The following is a 15,294-nucleotide window of genomic DNA, read 5'->3' on the forward strand; positions in this document are numbered from 1 at the left end:
TGATCTCGCTTTGACTTAGTCAATAGAATAACCTCCCAATCTTATATGTTTATTCTAACAATAAAAAAATAAACTGCGAAGCAAGAGCCGTACGCTCTCTCACTTACACAGTTTATTTTACACTCCCTAAATCGTACTTTGATTTGATCTTATTTTAATCAATCGTCATCGTCGTCATCATCTTCTAAATCAATATCCACGACCAAGACTTTTCCAGTATATGCATCAATTTCAATGTCAGCTTCCCCACGGGAGCTCTCAATTTCAATTTCGTAGATGAGACGGCCATCGTCTTTATCGAGTTCTACGTCTTCCACTGTACCAGAGAATTGTTTGAGAGCAATTTGAATTGCTTCTTCTTTACTGATGGTTGACTTCTTTGATTCTTTTTTCGTTTCTTTAGCTGGCGCTTTTGTCTCTTGCTTTTTCTCCGTTTTAGGAGCTTGAGCTTTTGATTCAGATGCCTTTGCAGTTTGTTTATTTGTAGCTTCGTTTGTTTGGTTTTCTTTCTTGTTTACCTCTTGTTTAGGAGCTGTTGCAGTTTTATTTTCTGCTGGCTTCGTTTCAGTATTTTTCTCTTCTACCTTTTTCGTTTCTTTTTTGTCATCTGCTTGACCGTCGGTTTTTTCTTTAATATCTAATGATTTCTCTTCGTCTTTTTTAGCTACTTCTTTTTCTTGCTTTTCTTTCGCTTTATTTTCTTCTGTTTTTGCAGTTAATTTCTCATCAAGTTTTAATACTTCGCCAGTATTGCCATCAATTGCTAACTCATACTCTTTTCCTTCAATTTCAATTTCCACTTCATAGACGGGATCTTTTCCTTTATTATCTAACTCTAATTCGGTGATTTTTCCTGGATATTGAGCCTTTACTTTTTGTTCTATCTCATCACGAGTTAAATCTGGACCTGCGGAAACGGATAAGTTTTGACTAAAGATTAAGCCTAAAAATGCTGCAATCGCCATTGCACCTAATGCCATCATTATTTTTTTGTTCATCTTTACTCCTCCTATGTCATATTATCTATTTTAAAAAAGTAATTTTGCTTCTCTATACTTTTAATTTACCTTAGTTGAATGAAAGTAACATGTGAATTAGATTAGAATTTGATGAGAAATCTCATTAATCGTCCCAATGATCGTCATCTTCATCGATATCGAACTCAACAATTTCACCAGTTACAGCATCAATATCAATATCTGCTTCTTGCTTCTCATTTTTCAATTCCATCTCATAAATAAGTCTACCATCATCTTCATCCAATTCAATATCGGTGACTTTCCCGTCGAACTTTTGAAGTGCTATTTGTTTTACCTCCTCCACCGAAAGTGCATCTTCATATTGGTTCGTCTTCTCTTGTTTTGTTCCTTTTACTTCACCTGTAGGTATAATGGATCCTACTGAATCCGCATTCGATTGAAAAGCAGAAAATCCAAGAATCAATGCCAGAGCTAGGGCAGCTATTATTAAACCTGTTTTCTTTTTCATTTTTATTTCCTCCTCGTCAACTTCTATATTTATCATAACCACGTTTCATGAAAAGAGGCTGTGAGTCAGATTAGAAAACAATGAGAAACCAGTTAAAGTATTGAAAGATAAGGTGTGATACGATTAAAATACAGCTTTCATTTACAGGGGAGGTAAAGAAAGATGAATGTAGAATTGACAAGGTTTAAAGTAAAAGAGGGGAAATCGGCACGTGTGGATGCCTGGCTGAAGTTTTTGAATGATAATATGGAGGATGTTCTGGTCACTTTAGATGGTGAAAAAATGTATGTAGAAACTATTTTTAGAGAACTTATAAATGGCGAAGAGTTTTTGTACTGGTATTCCATTAAAGGGGAAGGCGGACAAGAAGTGGAAGAGTCTGATCACTGGATTGATAAAAAGCATCTCGAGTTTTGGAGAGAATGTATAGATGAAACATATGAGCCAGTTGATCTTATAACTGAAGTTGTAATGATCCCTGAAAAAGTTAAAAACAGCATGAAGTAAAACAACCCCCGAATGATTCGGGGGTTCTATAATACAGCCTTTGATTATTCAGTTGGTTGACTTTTCTTTTTTAAAATCGGCAAAACTAAAGTAAATGTGGAGCCTTCACCCTCGGTACTTTCAACTGTAAGTTTTCCGTTGTGTTCCTCAGCAATTGTAAGGGCAATGGAAAGACCTAATCCCGTACCACCTGTCTCTCTGCTTCTTGCCTTGTCCACACGATAAAATCGCTCAAATATCCGTTCCTGTTCCTCCTCTGAGATTCCATTACCAAAATCCTGGACAGAGAAGATCACTTCACCGTTATAGGTAAACAGGCTGACGACGATTTTTTCCTTACTATATTTGAGGGCATTATCAATAAGTATATAGATGATCTGCTCCAGCTGCTCCGCACTTCCCATTACATAGATTGATTCTATATTCTTATGGAATTCAATTTCTCTACCATATGCTTGTTTGAAAGTTACAATGGAATGTTCGACCAATTGATGAAACTCTACCTCTTTATGGACAACATTTTTTTTATTTTTCGCCAAAGCGAGAAGCTGTTCCACCAATTTCTTCATGCGGTCAGCCTCTGAATCAATCGCTTGAATTGATTCTTGCAGAAGTTCTGGATTATCCATGCCGCGTCTTTCCATAAGCTGTGCATAACTTTTTACAATTTGGATCGGCGTTTTCAATTCATGGGAAGCATTCGATACAAAGTCCTCTTGTTTTTCATAATTGGTTTTCAGTTGATCAATCATTTCATTAAAGGTGACTTCCATTTCATATAATTCATCTCTGGAATGATTCCGATGTTCAATTTTATTCCATTTTCTATCTCTAATATTTTCTTTCATTGTATTCGTCAGCTTTTCAATCGGATTGAGTAAAAATCGACTTAACACAGTACTGCCAATTAAAGTTGGAATTAGGAATATGATAGAAGCAATAACTAACACGTAAAATAAAATAGTCATCGTATCAGCCAATTCCACTAAGTTATCCGATATTTGCAATGTAACGATACTGCCGTCATACCAAATAATCGGTTTTGTAATGACCGCAACATGAACTCCACGTTCAGGTCTGATGATTTCCCGTGATTCCTCGGCTTGAAATGCACCTTCCAAGGTTTTATAAGCTTCTCCAGTAAGTTTAAATTCAAGTGCCTTGCCTTCGTTCGAAAATACCTTTGCCATCCCATTTGCTGGAAGGAATGCTTTAATTACTTCTCCAGCCTCTTCAGCTGTCGTAGCGTTAGATAGGCGTCCCACCAGTACTTCTGTTTGCAAAGATAACTCCACCAATTGGCTTTTTGTGGCATTTTGATAAAAAAGAAAGTAAATTGAGGTATTTACCAAGACGAGCATAATAAGTATGAAAATGCTGGAAAAAAGCTGAATCTTCGTTTTAAGTTTCATTGTTCCAAATCCTTTATTGTATAACCTACTCCACGCACCGTTTGAATATAAGGCACGTCAAAACCTTTATCTATCTTTTGGCGTAAATAACGAATATATACATCGACGACATTCGTATCGCCATAATAATCGTATCCCCAAACTTGTTCAATCAACTGTTCACGAGTCAACACGATATTTTTATTTTTTAATAGACATACGAGCAAGTCAAATTCACGAGGAGTGAGCTCGATTTGCTGGTCACCCCTAGTTACTTCCCTGGAACTGATATTAACTGCAAGGTCACCGACCTGAAGACCGTTATCACTTTCTTTCTTCGGTTTTGGCCTCCGTAAATGTACACGGATCCTCGCTAATAATTCTTCAATCTGGAACGGTTTTGTAATATAATCATTCGCTCCCAAATCCAGTCCACTTACTTTATCATGCACTTCATCTCTTGCAGTCAGTAATACAATCGGTGTATCCTCATCGATACGTCGGACTCGGCGAAGTACTTCAAGCCCGCTTAATTCTGGAATCATAATATCCAAAAGGACGAGGTCCCATTCCTGCTCTTCCATCATACGAAGAGCATCCTTTCCATTATCCGCTACTTCTGTTTCATAATTTTCATATTCTAGCTCTAGCTGGAGTACCCGGCTAAGCTTCTGTTCATCTTCTACAATTAAAATTTTTGGGCTTGTCATGTTTATTTACACCTGCCAATATATTTTAAGCACAATTCACTTTCTATTATACTAGTAAAAGCTTATGATGACGATAAGGAAAAATCTTCATTTTAGAAAGGGAGAGAAGTATATGTTAGCGATAGACCATCTTGTCATTGCATCACAGAATCCGGAAGAAGATGCCCAACAGTTTGCTGATAAACATGGCGTAACTGTTCTTCAGGGAGGGAAGCATGAAAAATGGGGTACATATAATTATCTGGCTTTCTTTGAGAATAATAGTTACATCGAATGGCTTGGAGTGTTTGATCGAGATTTGGCAAGTAAAAGTGACAATCCGCTCATTCAACAAACGATATCTTTTTTAGAGAAAGGAAATACCGGCTTAGTTACCTATGCGTTACGGACAAATGACATGGATAACTACCTAAATTTATTTGCTGAAAAGAGTATCCATTTTCATGGACCCTTCCCCGGTTCAAGAAAAACAGCTGAAGGTCAGCTCTTAACCTGGCGGATGTTATTTCCCGATGGAAAGGAACCACTCCCTTTCCTTATTGAATGGGGTTCGGGAATCAATCTTCCGGAAGATAAGACGAATATTAATACTAAGAGCTTAAGCAACATCGAACTTCCTGGCAGTCCGACAATTTATCTTGAAGTATTCCGTTTAAAGAGTGAAGAGAATCAGATTGAACTGGAAAATGGACATTTACAATTTACTACAAGCTCACAGCTTGATTTTGAAATAAGATAAGTTGAAACCATTTTCATCTTTTGACGTCTAATGAAGAAATCAGTCAAAGATGGAAAGGATGGGATAGGATGCAGAAAATAGTAATGGTCATTCTATTAGTTAGCATACTTGCTGCATGCGCTACATCCAATGTTGAGAACGAAGAGGATGAAAGGGATCATGTAGAGGGCGAAGTCAACACATTAGTACATGCAAACAATCAGTTGGCATTTGATCTTTTAGCCGAGATATCCAATGATACAGCGGATAATGTCTTCCTCTCCCCTGCCAGTCTCTATATCGCATTATCACTCGTTTATAATGGGGCGGATGGAGAAACTAAAAGTGAAATGGATGAACTACTTGGATTCAAGGAAGTAAATCAACTGAACCAGTCCAATCAGAGCTTTTATCAACAGTTGATGAACGAAAAATCCGGAATTACACTTCAAATAGCCAATTCAATTTGGCTAAATGATGAGTTCCAATTTCAAAGAGATTTTCAGGATAGTATGAATGAATTCTATGAAGCTGAAATAAGTGAAGTCGATATAGCTGATCCCTCTACAACTGACTTGATCAATAATTGGGTGAAGGAGAATACAGAAGGACGGATTGAGGAAATCGTCGAAGGCCCATTGGATCCAGAGATTGTTACGTTTTTGATTAATGCCATTTACCTCGATGCAGCTTGGCAGCATGCGTTTGATTCAAATTCGACTCATACAAGTGAGTTTCATCTTCTAGATAATTCCACAAAAGAAGTGGAAATGATGATGCAGGTAGAACAATTCGACTATCTAGAACAATCGGATTTTCAGGGTATTGTCTTGCCTTACGGAGATGGGCAAATGAGTATGCAAATTTTCCTGCCTAAAGAGGGGATCGATGACTTTGATGAAAAATTCACATTAGAAAAATGGGAAAGCTGGCAACACGACTTTCAAAAAGAAGATGTGCAAGTGATGCTTCCAGCCTTCGAAGTGGAGTTTGAAGCAACACTAAACGAAGCACTTGAGGACTTAGGAATGACGACTGCTTTTAATGAACATGCAAATTTCTCCAAACTCGTGAAAGAAACGGATGAAGTCTATATAAGTGAAATCAAGCAAAAAACATTCCTCCTCGTTGATGAAGAAGGAACAGAAGCTGCGGGGGCTACCTCCGTGGAAATGAGTACTACATCCATGCCTGGTAATGGCCCTTCTGTAATGGAAATCAACCGGCCGTTCTTTCTTGTCATTATAGACGAACAGACTGATGCTATTCTGTTTACCGGAAAAATTACTGAACCTCCAGCACGTAGTAAGTGAGATAATGTATTTCATAGAAGCTTTTGACGTTAATTTAAATAGGATAAGAACATTTAAAGGAAACAAGCTTGATCCAATTTGATTTGATGCCTATGCATCTTCTAAGGACACGAAACAGTACCAACTTGTTTCATTCGTGTCCTTATACTACTTCTAAGGACACGAACAGCATTAATTCTGTGTCATTCGTGTTCCTAGACTACTTCTAAGGACATGAAACAGCACCAATTTTATGTCATTCGTGTCCCTACACTACTTCTAAGGACATGAAACAGCACCAATTTTATGTCATTCGTGTTCCTACACTACTTCTAAGGACATGAACAGAATCATTGTTGTTTCATTTGTATCTTTATAGAGTCTAAACTTATTATTGTGCATGGAAATGTAAAAAAATAGTGGGTAAAGTCACCCTCCGATGACCTTACCCACTAATTTCACTATTAACCTAATTGCTGCTCTAAGAATTCCGTTACTTCTTCTGGTGATTTTGTATAAGCACTATGTTGATGGGCGAGCTTTTCGCCGTTTTGGAAAATCAATACACTTGGAATTCCCATGACATCGTACTTCTGGGCAATCCCTTCAATTTGATCTACATTTACTTCATACCAATTATAATTCTTAAACTTTGGGATGACTTGGTCAGAGAACATATCAAACACTCTGCAGTCTGGACACCAGTTAGCAAAGAATTTAATGATCACTGGATTTTCACTTTGGATTACTTTGTCAAATTCCGCTTGTGTTTCGATTAGCTCCATGTAAATTCTCCTTTTATAGAACAATAGTATAATTTTCTCTATATTATACTATTTGTATTCAATTCGTCCAAGAATATAGGCTGTTAGTAATCCAGCCAAGAAAGTCACGATACTTAATACAATTAATCCAGCAGACCCTGGTATTCCAGGAAATATAACGAATACAGAACCTAATACAAGACCGATTGTAGCGGCAAACGTCAATGAAAAATAATTTTTCAAGCAATACCCAATAACCCGGCTCATAATGACAAATCCGATTGCTATACCAAGACCTGTAACAATAATAATATCAAATTGAAAATTACTTATTGCGGCAATAACAGTTGGATATACACCAAGAACAAGCATCATAAATGAACCACTGATTCCAGGAATAATCATTGCACTACTGCCAATAAACCCAGCCACGAATAAAAGAAGATAAGTAGAAGGGGTAATGTTGGTGATAATCTCGCCATCTCCTGTACTTAGAAAACCAATTGCAACAATTAGAATTATTCCTGCAATCATAAAGAAGATATGTTTTATACCAAAAGTATTTTTTGCATTTGCTTTATATAATAAATAAGGTAAAACCCCAAGAATTAACCCAAGAAAAAAGAATAAGGTTGGAGTAGGATAATTAATAAACAACCATTCTATCAAACTAGCCAATAAAAAAATGGCTGTGACCATTCCAACACCTAGCGGCACTAGAAAGCCTAACTGTTTTTTCCAATTTTTACTAAAGAAACCATTGATTGCTTCGATTAAACGTTCGTAAATTCCAAGTAATAAAGCTATAGTGCCTCCACTAATGCCGGGGATTACATCTACTGCACCCATTATCATTCCCCGATATAAATTCTTCCATTCCATTAGATTAATCTCCTTATGTATGTTTATTTCAAAGTCCATTTTACATCATATCAAAAAAAGTGGGACATGCATACAGGAAACTAAATGAAGCGACCAGCATCACTACTGATCGCTTCATTTATTCCCCTTCTAAAAACTGCAGTTCCGGCATCCATTGTGACATATGCTTCTTGATTTCACTGTAATGATTAGAAGCTCCAGCCAACTCTTCATTACTTAACGTATACATCGGTACGACTTCATAATCGGACCAATTTGAACGAAATTTTACATATGTTGGCAACAGAGTAGGTGAATGGATTTCAATCTCTTCCTTATCACCAAATGTTGTTTTCTTTACGGTGAAAGTAAAGATTCCTCCAATACGCTGATAAAGAGTTTGTTGATTAGATAGAAAATTTCCTAGACTATAAATGACAAGAGTCTCATTTCCTTCCTCACCTTCTATCCAGTCAGCAGGCTGTAATACATGAGGGTGATGCCCAATCACTGCATGTACACCCTGATCTGCTGCGAATTGTACAAGGGATTTTTGAAAGTCATTCGGTAACCGCTCATATTCATTACCGAAATGTAGACTCATTATAATAACATCGGCTGCTTCCTTTGCTCTGGCAATCTCTTCTTCCATATTTGCTTTATCGATTATGTTCACCAAATAATCCTTACCTTTAGGCACTGGTATGCCATTTGTTCCGTATGTATAAGCTAGTAAAGCTACTGAAATGCCTTCATCTGTTTCAATGATACGTAAGTCTTGGCAATCCTCTTCATCTTTGTAAGCACCGACGTATGTTATACCAAGTTGCTCCCAATGGCGAATGGCTTGCTGGATAACAGCTTCCCCACGATCTAACGTATGGTTGTTTGCCAAGTTAACTGCGTTCACACCAACCTCTTTCAAAGCAGCTCCTATTTCCACTGGGCTATTGAATGTCGGATAAGAAGATAAGCCAAACTCCTCTCCCCCAATCATCGACTCTTGATTTGCAATCGTAATTGTTGCCGCACTTAAATAAGGTTTTACCTTCTCCAGCATAGGGGTAAAGTTATAACCACTTCCTGTCCACGCATCAATATATACTGGTTGATGAATCAAAACATCGCCTATGGAAGATATAGTGATTTCTTTCACTGACCGCACGGGGATTGATGCTTTTTCGACTATACGATTTTCCTTTATTACGACTGATTCATCGGTACCTATCAATTCTGTAGTTGACGTCCCGCAAGAAGTCAGCAAACTAATGAAACAAAAAACAAGCGAAACGTGAAATACAGTGAGCTTTTTCATGTCTTCTTCCCCATCTCTTCCCTTTTGTTCTCTGCACGACTAATATTATTTTACTGCTAATAAATCATTCGCTCAATAGATTCTTAAAATTAACAAACTTTAAAGAAACTTTACACGCATAATGGTACACTGGACAAAACTGGTTATAGTATAATAACAGATAGAGATAAAACGAAACTTCATTCCATGTATGTTTTACTGAAGTTTATACCCTTGTTTTTTTGGAAAGACTTAAATGAAGCCCACAAAACGTGTTAGAGGTGATGGAGGAATCGTTGTGAAACGTTATTTGTCCGGCATTTTAATTGGAATAAGCGCAGTCATTATCATCGTTGGAAACATGATGGATATTTACTGGGGTGGAATTGCAGCATGGGGGATTGCATTTATATTATTGATACTCGCTGCTTATTTCACAAAATATATTCCTAATGAAGAAAAAAAGAAAACGAAAACCAATCAGCGTTAATGGATCAGGACGAAAAACCCGAGCGAAGGCATGTGCTTCTCTCGGGTTTATTTATTACTTAATATAATAAACAACTGATTCATAGGGACGAAGTTTTAATTGCTCCAATCTCTCACTAGAATCATTATAATTCGATAGTAACAGTTTAGGATTGGCAAATTGTTTATCAACTTGAAGATCGACTGTTACCTCTTCTTCAAAAAAGTTACTTACGACAAGGATTCGTTCATCCTGCCAATTACGGGAATACGCAAAGACCTGTGGATGTTCAAGGAACAGCGGCTCGTAGTCGCCGTATGTGATGATGTCATACTGCTTCCGTAGCTCAATCAATTTTTTATAATGATAGAATACAGAATCCTCATCAGCAAGAGCCTCTTCCACATTAATCTTTTTATAATTATCCGCTACATTTATCCACGGATTCCCAGCTGTAAATCCTGCATGCTCATCAGCTGACCATTGCATCGGAGTTCTTGCATTATCTCTAGACTTTTGCATTAAAATCTTCATAATTTCAGGTTCAGACAAGCCTTTTTCCTGCAAGATATGATACGCATTCAGTGATTCCACATCACGATAATCTTCGATAGATGAGAAATTAGGGTTCGTCATCCCAATCTCTTCACCTTGGTAAATGTACGGAGTTCCTTTTAGAAAATGCAAGGTTGTAGCCAGCATTTTCGCTGATAATTCCCGATATTCTCCTTCTGAACCGAAGCGTGATACGACTCGTGGTTGATCATGGTTACACCAGAATAATGCATTCCAACCTCCACCTTCATGCATACCGATTTGCCAATCAGACAGAATTTGCTTCAATTCAAGGAAATCAAAAGGAGCATACGTCCATTTCTCTCCGTTCGGATAATCGACTTTCATATGATGGAAGTTGAACGTCATAGACAGCTCCTGACGCTCAGGTTGGGTATAACGGACACAATTATCTAAAGTTGTAGACGACATTTCTCCTACTGTAAGCATATCGTATTCTGAAAATACCTCTTGGTTCATCATATGCAAATACTCATGAATACGTGGACCATCTGTATATTGACTGCGTCCATCCCCTTTAGGATCTGGATCATCCTGGAAGTCTTGCTTTTTGGAAATGAGGTTGATTACATCCAATCGGAAACCATCAATCCCTTTTTCCGCCCAGAAACGCATCAATTCAAATACTTTTTCCCTTACCTCTGGATTTTCCCAGTTCAAATCCGCCTGAGTCTTATCGAATAGATGCAAATAGTACTGTCCAGTTGCTTCATCCCATTCCCATGCATTACCACCAAACTTCGATTGCCATTGATTCGGCTCTCTCCCGTCAATCGGGTCTTTCCAAATATAGAAATCACGGTATGGATTGTCCTTTGAAGTCCGGGATTTCTTAAACCATTCATGGTCGGTCGAGGTGTGATTCACAACCAAATCCATAATCAATTTCATCCCCCGCTGATGTGTATCATGCAGCAGTTCATCAAAATCATCCATCGTTCCATATAAAGGATCAATGGAATAATAATCACTGATGTCATATCCATTATCTTTTTGAGGAGATTGGTATACTGGTGTTAACCATAAGACATCGACCCCAAGCTTTTGCAAGTAATCCAATTTTTTGCGGATTCCTTGTAAATCACCTGTACCTTTTCCCGTGGTATCCATAAAGCTTTTCGGGTAAATTTGATAAACGACCGATTTTTTCCACCAAGGTTCGTGCATCGTATCACTACTCCAATCTTAATTCGTATTCATTTTCCGTTTAGCGATTAAGTAAGTCAATACAAACGGTACTACAATTACAATTGCCATACCGATCAAGAAGCTTATCCATCCTCCTGGAATGATTGAAAGAATACCTGGCAGACCACCGATTCCAATTGAAGTTGCCTGTACACTTTGGAGGGTGATGAATGCCCCGGCAATTGCAGAACCAATAATTGCTGCAAAGAATGGATAACGATATGGTAAGTTTACCCCGAACATTGCCGGTTCAGTGATTCCCAGCCAAGCAGAAACTCCCGAAGTTCCTGATAATCCTTTTAATTTTTCCTCTTTTGCAACGACCATCATTGCAAAGGCTGCTGCCCCCTGTGCGATATTGGATAATGCCAATATCGGCCATAGGAATGTAGATCCCGTCGAACCAATCAATTGTAAGTCTACTGCCAGGAAAGTATGATGCATTCCTGTAATAACGAGCGGTGCATAAATCGCCCCATAAATTAGTCCACCGATAAGTGGTACAGCATTGAAGGTTGCAACAAGCGCATCTGTAATCCAGTTTCCAATTGTAAATGTGATCGGGCCAATGAACAGGAATGTCAGGAATCCTGTGACCAAGATAGCTACTGGAGCAACAATCAGTAATTGAAGTGAGTCCGGCACTCTTTTCCTCAAGGCTAGTTCCAACTTGGCTAATATCCAAGAAGCGAATAAAACAGGCAGAACTTGGCCTTGATAACCGATTTTATTGATTTCCAATCCGAATAGATTCCATGTCGGTACTTCACCTTTTTCAAGCGCTTCCCCATATGCCCATGCATTCAACAGGTCCGGATGAACCATGACAAGTCCAATGACGACACCAAATAACGGATTTCCGCCAAAGCGTTTTACTGCAGACCAACCGATTAAAGCAGGCAAGAAGGTGAACGCAGTATTGGCAATGATATGGATCATATCAGCAAGGCCTGCCCATTGTGGATACATCTCGATAACCGGAAGCGAGTCCTTACCAAAAATGCCAGGGTTCGCTAAGATATTGTTGATCCCCATCAATAGACCGGCAGTGATAATCGCTGGCAATATCGGGATAAAGATATCTGCCAAGACTTTAATTCCGCGCTGCAATGCATTTTGCTTTTGGCCACTCGCAGCTTTTACATCCTCTTTTGTCGCTTCGCTGATATCGGTTTCATTAACCATGGACTGATATACTTTATCGACAGTACCTTGCCCGATAACAACTTGATATTGACCATTCGCTGAAAAGACACCTTTTACAATATCCATCTTTTCCAGCGCCTCTTTATCTACCTTATCATCGTCAGCCAAAGCGAACCGCAGACGGGTCACACAGTGGGTAGCCGCTCGAATGTTATCCTCGCCACCAACCGCTTGTACAATTGCCTTCGCTTCCTTACTATAAGGCTGATCACTTGTACTCTTTTCTTCTGAAGCAGAATTCGAATTTTGATCTGATTCTCCTTGATTCAATGTCGCTGTCAATAACAGGGATTCTCCAGCTGTCACTTCCGCTTCAGACGTTTTTTCCAACTTAGAGACCATATCACCATTTGTGATAATGATAGGCGTAATCGTACTTGCCGCTTTTTCGGCAATGAAATCCAAGTCGAAGCTGATTAATTTGTCACCTTGCTTGACCTCGTCACCTTGTGAAACATGAACTTCAAATCCTTCTCCATTTAAATTCACGGTCTCCAGTCCAACATGAATTAAGATTTCCAAGCCTGAGTCTGTTTTCAAACCAATGGCATGCTTGGTTGGGAATGCCAAAATAACAGTAGCATGAAATGGAGCCCTTACTTCACCAATGGTTGGGTCAACCGCAATACCATCCCCCATCATTTTTCCAGAAAACGTAGGATCTGGTACCTCTTCTAAGGGGACAACCCTTCCTGTTAAGGGTGCAAAAATTTTATCTCCCATAGGATAAACCTCCTTCAATAATTCAGTCTGTAAGACTATGTAGTATCTTTGGTGTGTGTGAAGTTATATTCCCTATAGCATTTTCCTTCAGACACCTGAAATAAACACTTGGCGCCTAATATAATATATCAAAAAAAACCATATGAGTCTCCCATATGGTTTTTTTAACGTATTGGATAGCATTTATTTATTTTTTTGCTGCTTTTTCTCTTTCGTTCTTGTTCAAGATTTTCTTCCGTAAACGGACTGATTCAGGAGTCACTTCACAATACTCATCATCGTTCAAGTATTGGAGAGCTTCTTCAAGAGACATTCTTCTCGATTTACGGATTGTTGTTGTATTGTCCTTGTTCGCTGAACGAATGTTGGTCAAATGTTTCTCTTTCGTAATATTAACCGTCAGATCGTTATCCCGGTTATGTTCCCCAATAATCATACCAGCGTATACTTCCAGACCTGGATCAACAAAAATAGTTCCTCGATCTTCAAGGTGCAGAATACTATAGGTAGATACTTTACCTTTTTCCAACGCAACGAGAACTCCTTGACGTCTGCCGCCAACTTGTCCTTTCACGATCGGCTCGTAAGCTTCAAATGTGTGGTTCAGGATTCCATAGCCGCTTGTTTGTGACATAAATTCAGTCGTATAACCAAGTAGCCCACGGGATGGAACTTTAAACTCAATCCGAACTTGTCCATTCCCAAAGTTCACCATATCGAGCATTTCACCTTTTCTTGCCCCAAGTGACTCCATTATCGCTCCGGTATACTCTTCTGGAATATCAACCTGTACTCTTTCTATCGGCTCACATTTTACTCCATCGATTTCTTTAATGATGACTTCTGGCTTCGAAAGCTGTAATTCATAACCTTCTCTGCGCATATTTTCAATTAAAATCGATAAGTGTAGCTCACCACGTCCAGAGACGACCCACGCATCCGGAGAGTCAGTTGGATCTACTCGCAGACTGACGTCCGTTTCCAATTCCTTCATAAGACGCTCTTCAATTTTCCTTGAAGTGATATACTTTCCTTCTTTACCTGCAAATGGGCTATTGTTTACAAGAAATGTCATTCGAAGTGTTGGTTCATCAATTCGCAGCCAAGGAAGTGCTTCTGGATGTTCTTTTGGACAAACCGTTTCCCCAATATTAAGGTCCTCTAAGCCAGATACAGCAACAATCTCTCCAGCATGAGCCTCATCAATTTCAATTCGTTTTAATCCGAGGAAGCCAAATAGCTTCGTAATACGGAAATTCTTTTGAGTCCCATCTTTCTTTATTACAACCACTTGCTGACCGACATGAATTTTTCCTCTCGCAACCCGACCTACACCAATTCTTCCAACATAGTCATTATAATCAAGCAATGTCACTTGGAATTGAAGAGGTTCATCACGATTATCTATTGGAGCAGGGATATGCTTCATAATCATTTCAAAAATAGGATCCATTGTCTCCTGTTGGTCATCCGGTGTTAAACCTGAAGTACCGTTGAGGGCAGAGGCATATACTACCGGAAACTCTAATTGGTCATCATCCGCACCTAACTCGATAAATAAATCAAGTACTTCATCGACCACTTCTTCCGGCCTTGCATTCGGTCGATCGACTTTATTCAATACAACGATAGGACGTAATTTTTGTTCCAAAGCCTTCTTCAATACGAATCTTGTCTGAGGCATTGTTCCTTCATAAGCATCGACAACAAGTGCTACACCGTCCACCATTTTCATAATCCGTTCCACTTCACCACCGAAGTCCGCGTGCCCCGGTGTATCAAGTATATTAATTGTTGCATCTTTATATTTTACCGCTGTATTCTTGGCTAAAATAGTAATACCACGTTCACGCTCAATATCACCAGAGTCCATCGCACGGTCGTGCACATTTTCGTTCTCTCGGAAAGTCCCTGAGTATTTTAACAGCTGATCAACCATTGTCGTTTTCCCATGATCAACGTGTGCAATAATCGCAATATTACGTATGTCTTCTCTTCGCATAAATTTTACGCTCCTCATTATTAGGGATAAGTCAAGCCATAATTATACCATAATATTTTCCCCTCGTATATAATCTATCCCTTTCCCTCTTTTTAAAACACAAAA

General features: G+C 38.7%; 14 protein-coding genes. 4 read left to right on the forward strand and 10 right to left on the reverse strand.

Going from position 1 to position 15,294, the window contains the following annotated elements:
- Positions 1-158 precede the first annotated feature (158 nt).
- Both M3210_RS09230 and M3210_RS09235 read right to left on the reverse strand, forming a co-directional pair.
- Positions 159-998: a PepSY domain-containing protein gene (locus tag M3210_RS09230; RefSeq protein WP_251513635.1), complete on the reverse strand. Its 840-nt coding sequence runs from the start codon at positions 996-998 to the stop codon at positions 159-161.
- A 124-nt stretch (positions 999-1,122) separates the two neighbouring features.
- Positions 1,123-1,488, reverse strand: a complete 366-nt coding sequence (locus tag M3210_RS09235; protein WP_251513639.1) for a PepSY domain-containing protein — start codon at positions 1,486-1,488, stop codon at positions 1,123-1,125.
- Positions 1,489-1,650: 162 nt separating this feature from the next.
- On the opposite strand from M3210_RS09235, the gene M3210_RS09240 reads away from it, so the two are divergent.
- Positions 1,651-1,995: a DUF6176 family protein gene (locus tag M3210_RS09240; protein WP_251513643.1), complete on the forward strand. Its 345-nt coding sequence runs from the start codon at positions 1,651-1,653 to the stop codon at positions 1,993-1,995.
- A 44-nt stretch (positions 1,996-2,039) separates the two neighbouring features.
- Here the strand turns inward: M3210_RS09240 and M3210_RS09245 are convergent, their stop codons facing one another.
- Complete coding sequence (locus M3210_RS09245) at positions 2,040-3,278, reverse strand: sensor histidine kinase (protein WP_251513647.1); 1,239 nt, start codon at positions 3,276-3,278, stop codon at positions 2,040-2,042.
- A 125-nt stretch (positions 3,279-3,403) separates the two neighbouring features.
- Positions 3,404-4,096: a response regulator transcription factor gene (locus M3210_RS09250; RefSeq protein WP_251513651.1), complete on the reverse strand. Its 693-nt coding sequence runs from the start codon at positions 4,094-4,096 to the stop codon at positions 3,404-3,406.
- Between the two features lie 112 nt (positions 4,097-4,208).
- Here M3210_RS09250 and M3210_RS09255 point away from each other — a divergent pair, with 112 nt between their 5' ends.
- Positions 4,209-4,835: a VOC family protein gene (locus M3210_RS09255; RefSeq protein WP_251513654.1), complete on the forward strand. Its 627-nt coding sequence runs from the start codon at positions 4,209-4,211 to the stop codon at positions 4,833-4,835.
- Between the two features lie 68 nt (positions 4,836-4,903).
- Positions 4,904-6,127, forward strand: a complete 1,224-nt coding sequence (locus tag M3210_RS09260) for a serpin family protein (protein WP_251513657.1) — start codon at positions 4,904-4,906, stop codon at positions 6,125-6,127.
- Between the two features lie 443 nt (positions 6,128-6,570).
- On the opposite strand, the gene M3210_RS09265 is transcribed toward M3210_RS09260, so the two are convergent.
- From M3210_RS09265 to M3210_RS09275, 3 genes are all read right to left on the reverse strand, one after another.
- On the reverse strand, positions 6,571-6,891 hold the full coding sequence (locus M3210_RS09265; RefSeq protein WP_251513661.1) for a thioredoxin family protein: 321 nt from the start codon (positions 6,889-6,891) through the stop codon (positions 6,571-6,573).
- 48 nt (positions 6,892-6,939) lie between these two features.
- On the reverse strand, positions 6,940-7,752 hold the full coding sequence (locus M3210_RS09270) for a DUF368 domain-containing protein (RefSeq protein WP_251513664.1): 813 nt from the start codon (positions 7,750-7,752) through the stop codon (positions 6,940-6,942).
- Positions 7,753-7,870: 118 nt separating this feature from the next.
- Positions 7,871-9,046 (reverse strand): CapA family protein, encoded by a 1,176-nt coding sequence (locus tag M3210_RS09275; protein ID WP_251513667.1) that lies wholly within the window; start codon positions 9,044-9,046, stop codon positions 7,871-7,873.
- A gap of 277 nt (positions 9,047-9,323) precedes the next feature.
- Between M3210_RS09275 and M3210_RS09280 the strand changes: the two genes are divergently transcribed.
- A complete protein-coding gene (locus M3210_RS09280) occupies positions 9,324-9,515 on the forward strand; it encodes a hypothetical protein (protein WP_251513671.1) in 192 nt (63 codons plus the stop codon).
- Positions 9,516-9,569: 54 nt separating this feature from the next.
- Here M3210_RS09280 and treC read toward each other — a convergent pair whose 3' ends face one another.
- The 3 genes from treC to typA all read right to left on the reverse strand — a co-directional run bounded on the left by treC (position 9,570) and on the right by typA (position 15,189).
- The gene (gene treC, locus M3210_RS09285; protein WP_251513674.1) at positions 9,570-11,237 is read right to left on the reverse strand and encodes an alpha,alpha-phosphotrehalase; all 1,668 of its coding nucleotides are present in this window, start codon (positions 11,235-11,237) and stop codon (positions 9,570-9,572) included.
- 18 nt (positions 11,238-11,255) lie between these two features.
- Positions 11,256-13,187, reverse strand: a complete 1,932-nt coding sequence (treP, locus tag M3210_RS09290) for a PTS system trehalose-specific EIIBC component (RefSeq protein WP_251513678.1) — start codon at positions 13,185-13,187, stop codon at positions 11,256-11,258.
- A gap of 187 nt (positions 13,188-13,374) precedes the next feature.
- Positions 13,375-15,189 carry a translational GTPase TypA gene (gene typA / locus M3210_RS09295; RefSeq protein ID WP_251513681.1) on the reverse strand — a complete coding sequence of 605 codons (1,815 nt, stop codon included), beginning with the start codon at positions 15,187-15,189 and terminating at the stop codon, positions 13,375-13,377.
- Between the last annotated feature and the right edge of the window lie 105 nt (positions 15,190-15,294).

Source organism: Oceanobacillus luteolus (assembly GCF_023715655.1).
GTDB classification, from domain to species: domain Bacteria; phylum Bacillota; class Bacilli; order Bacillales; family Amphibacillaceae; genus Oceanobacillus; species Oceanobacillus luteolus.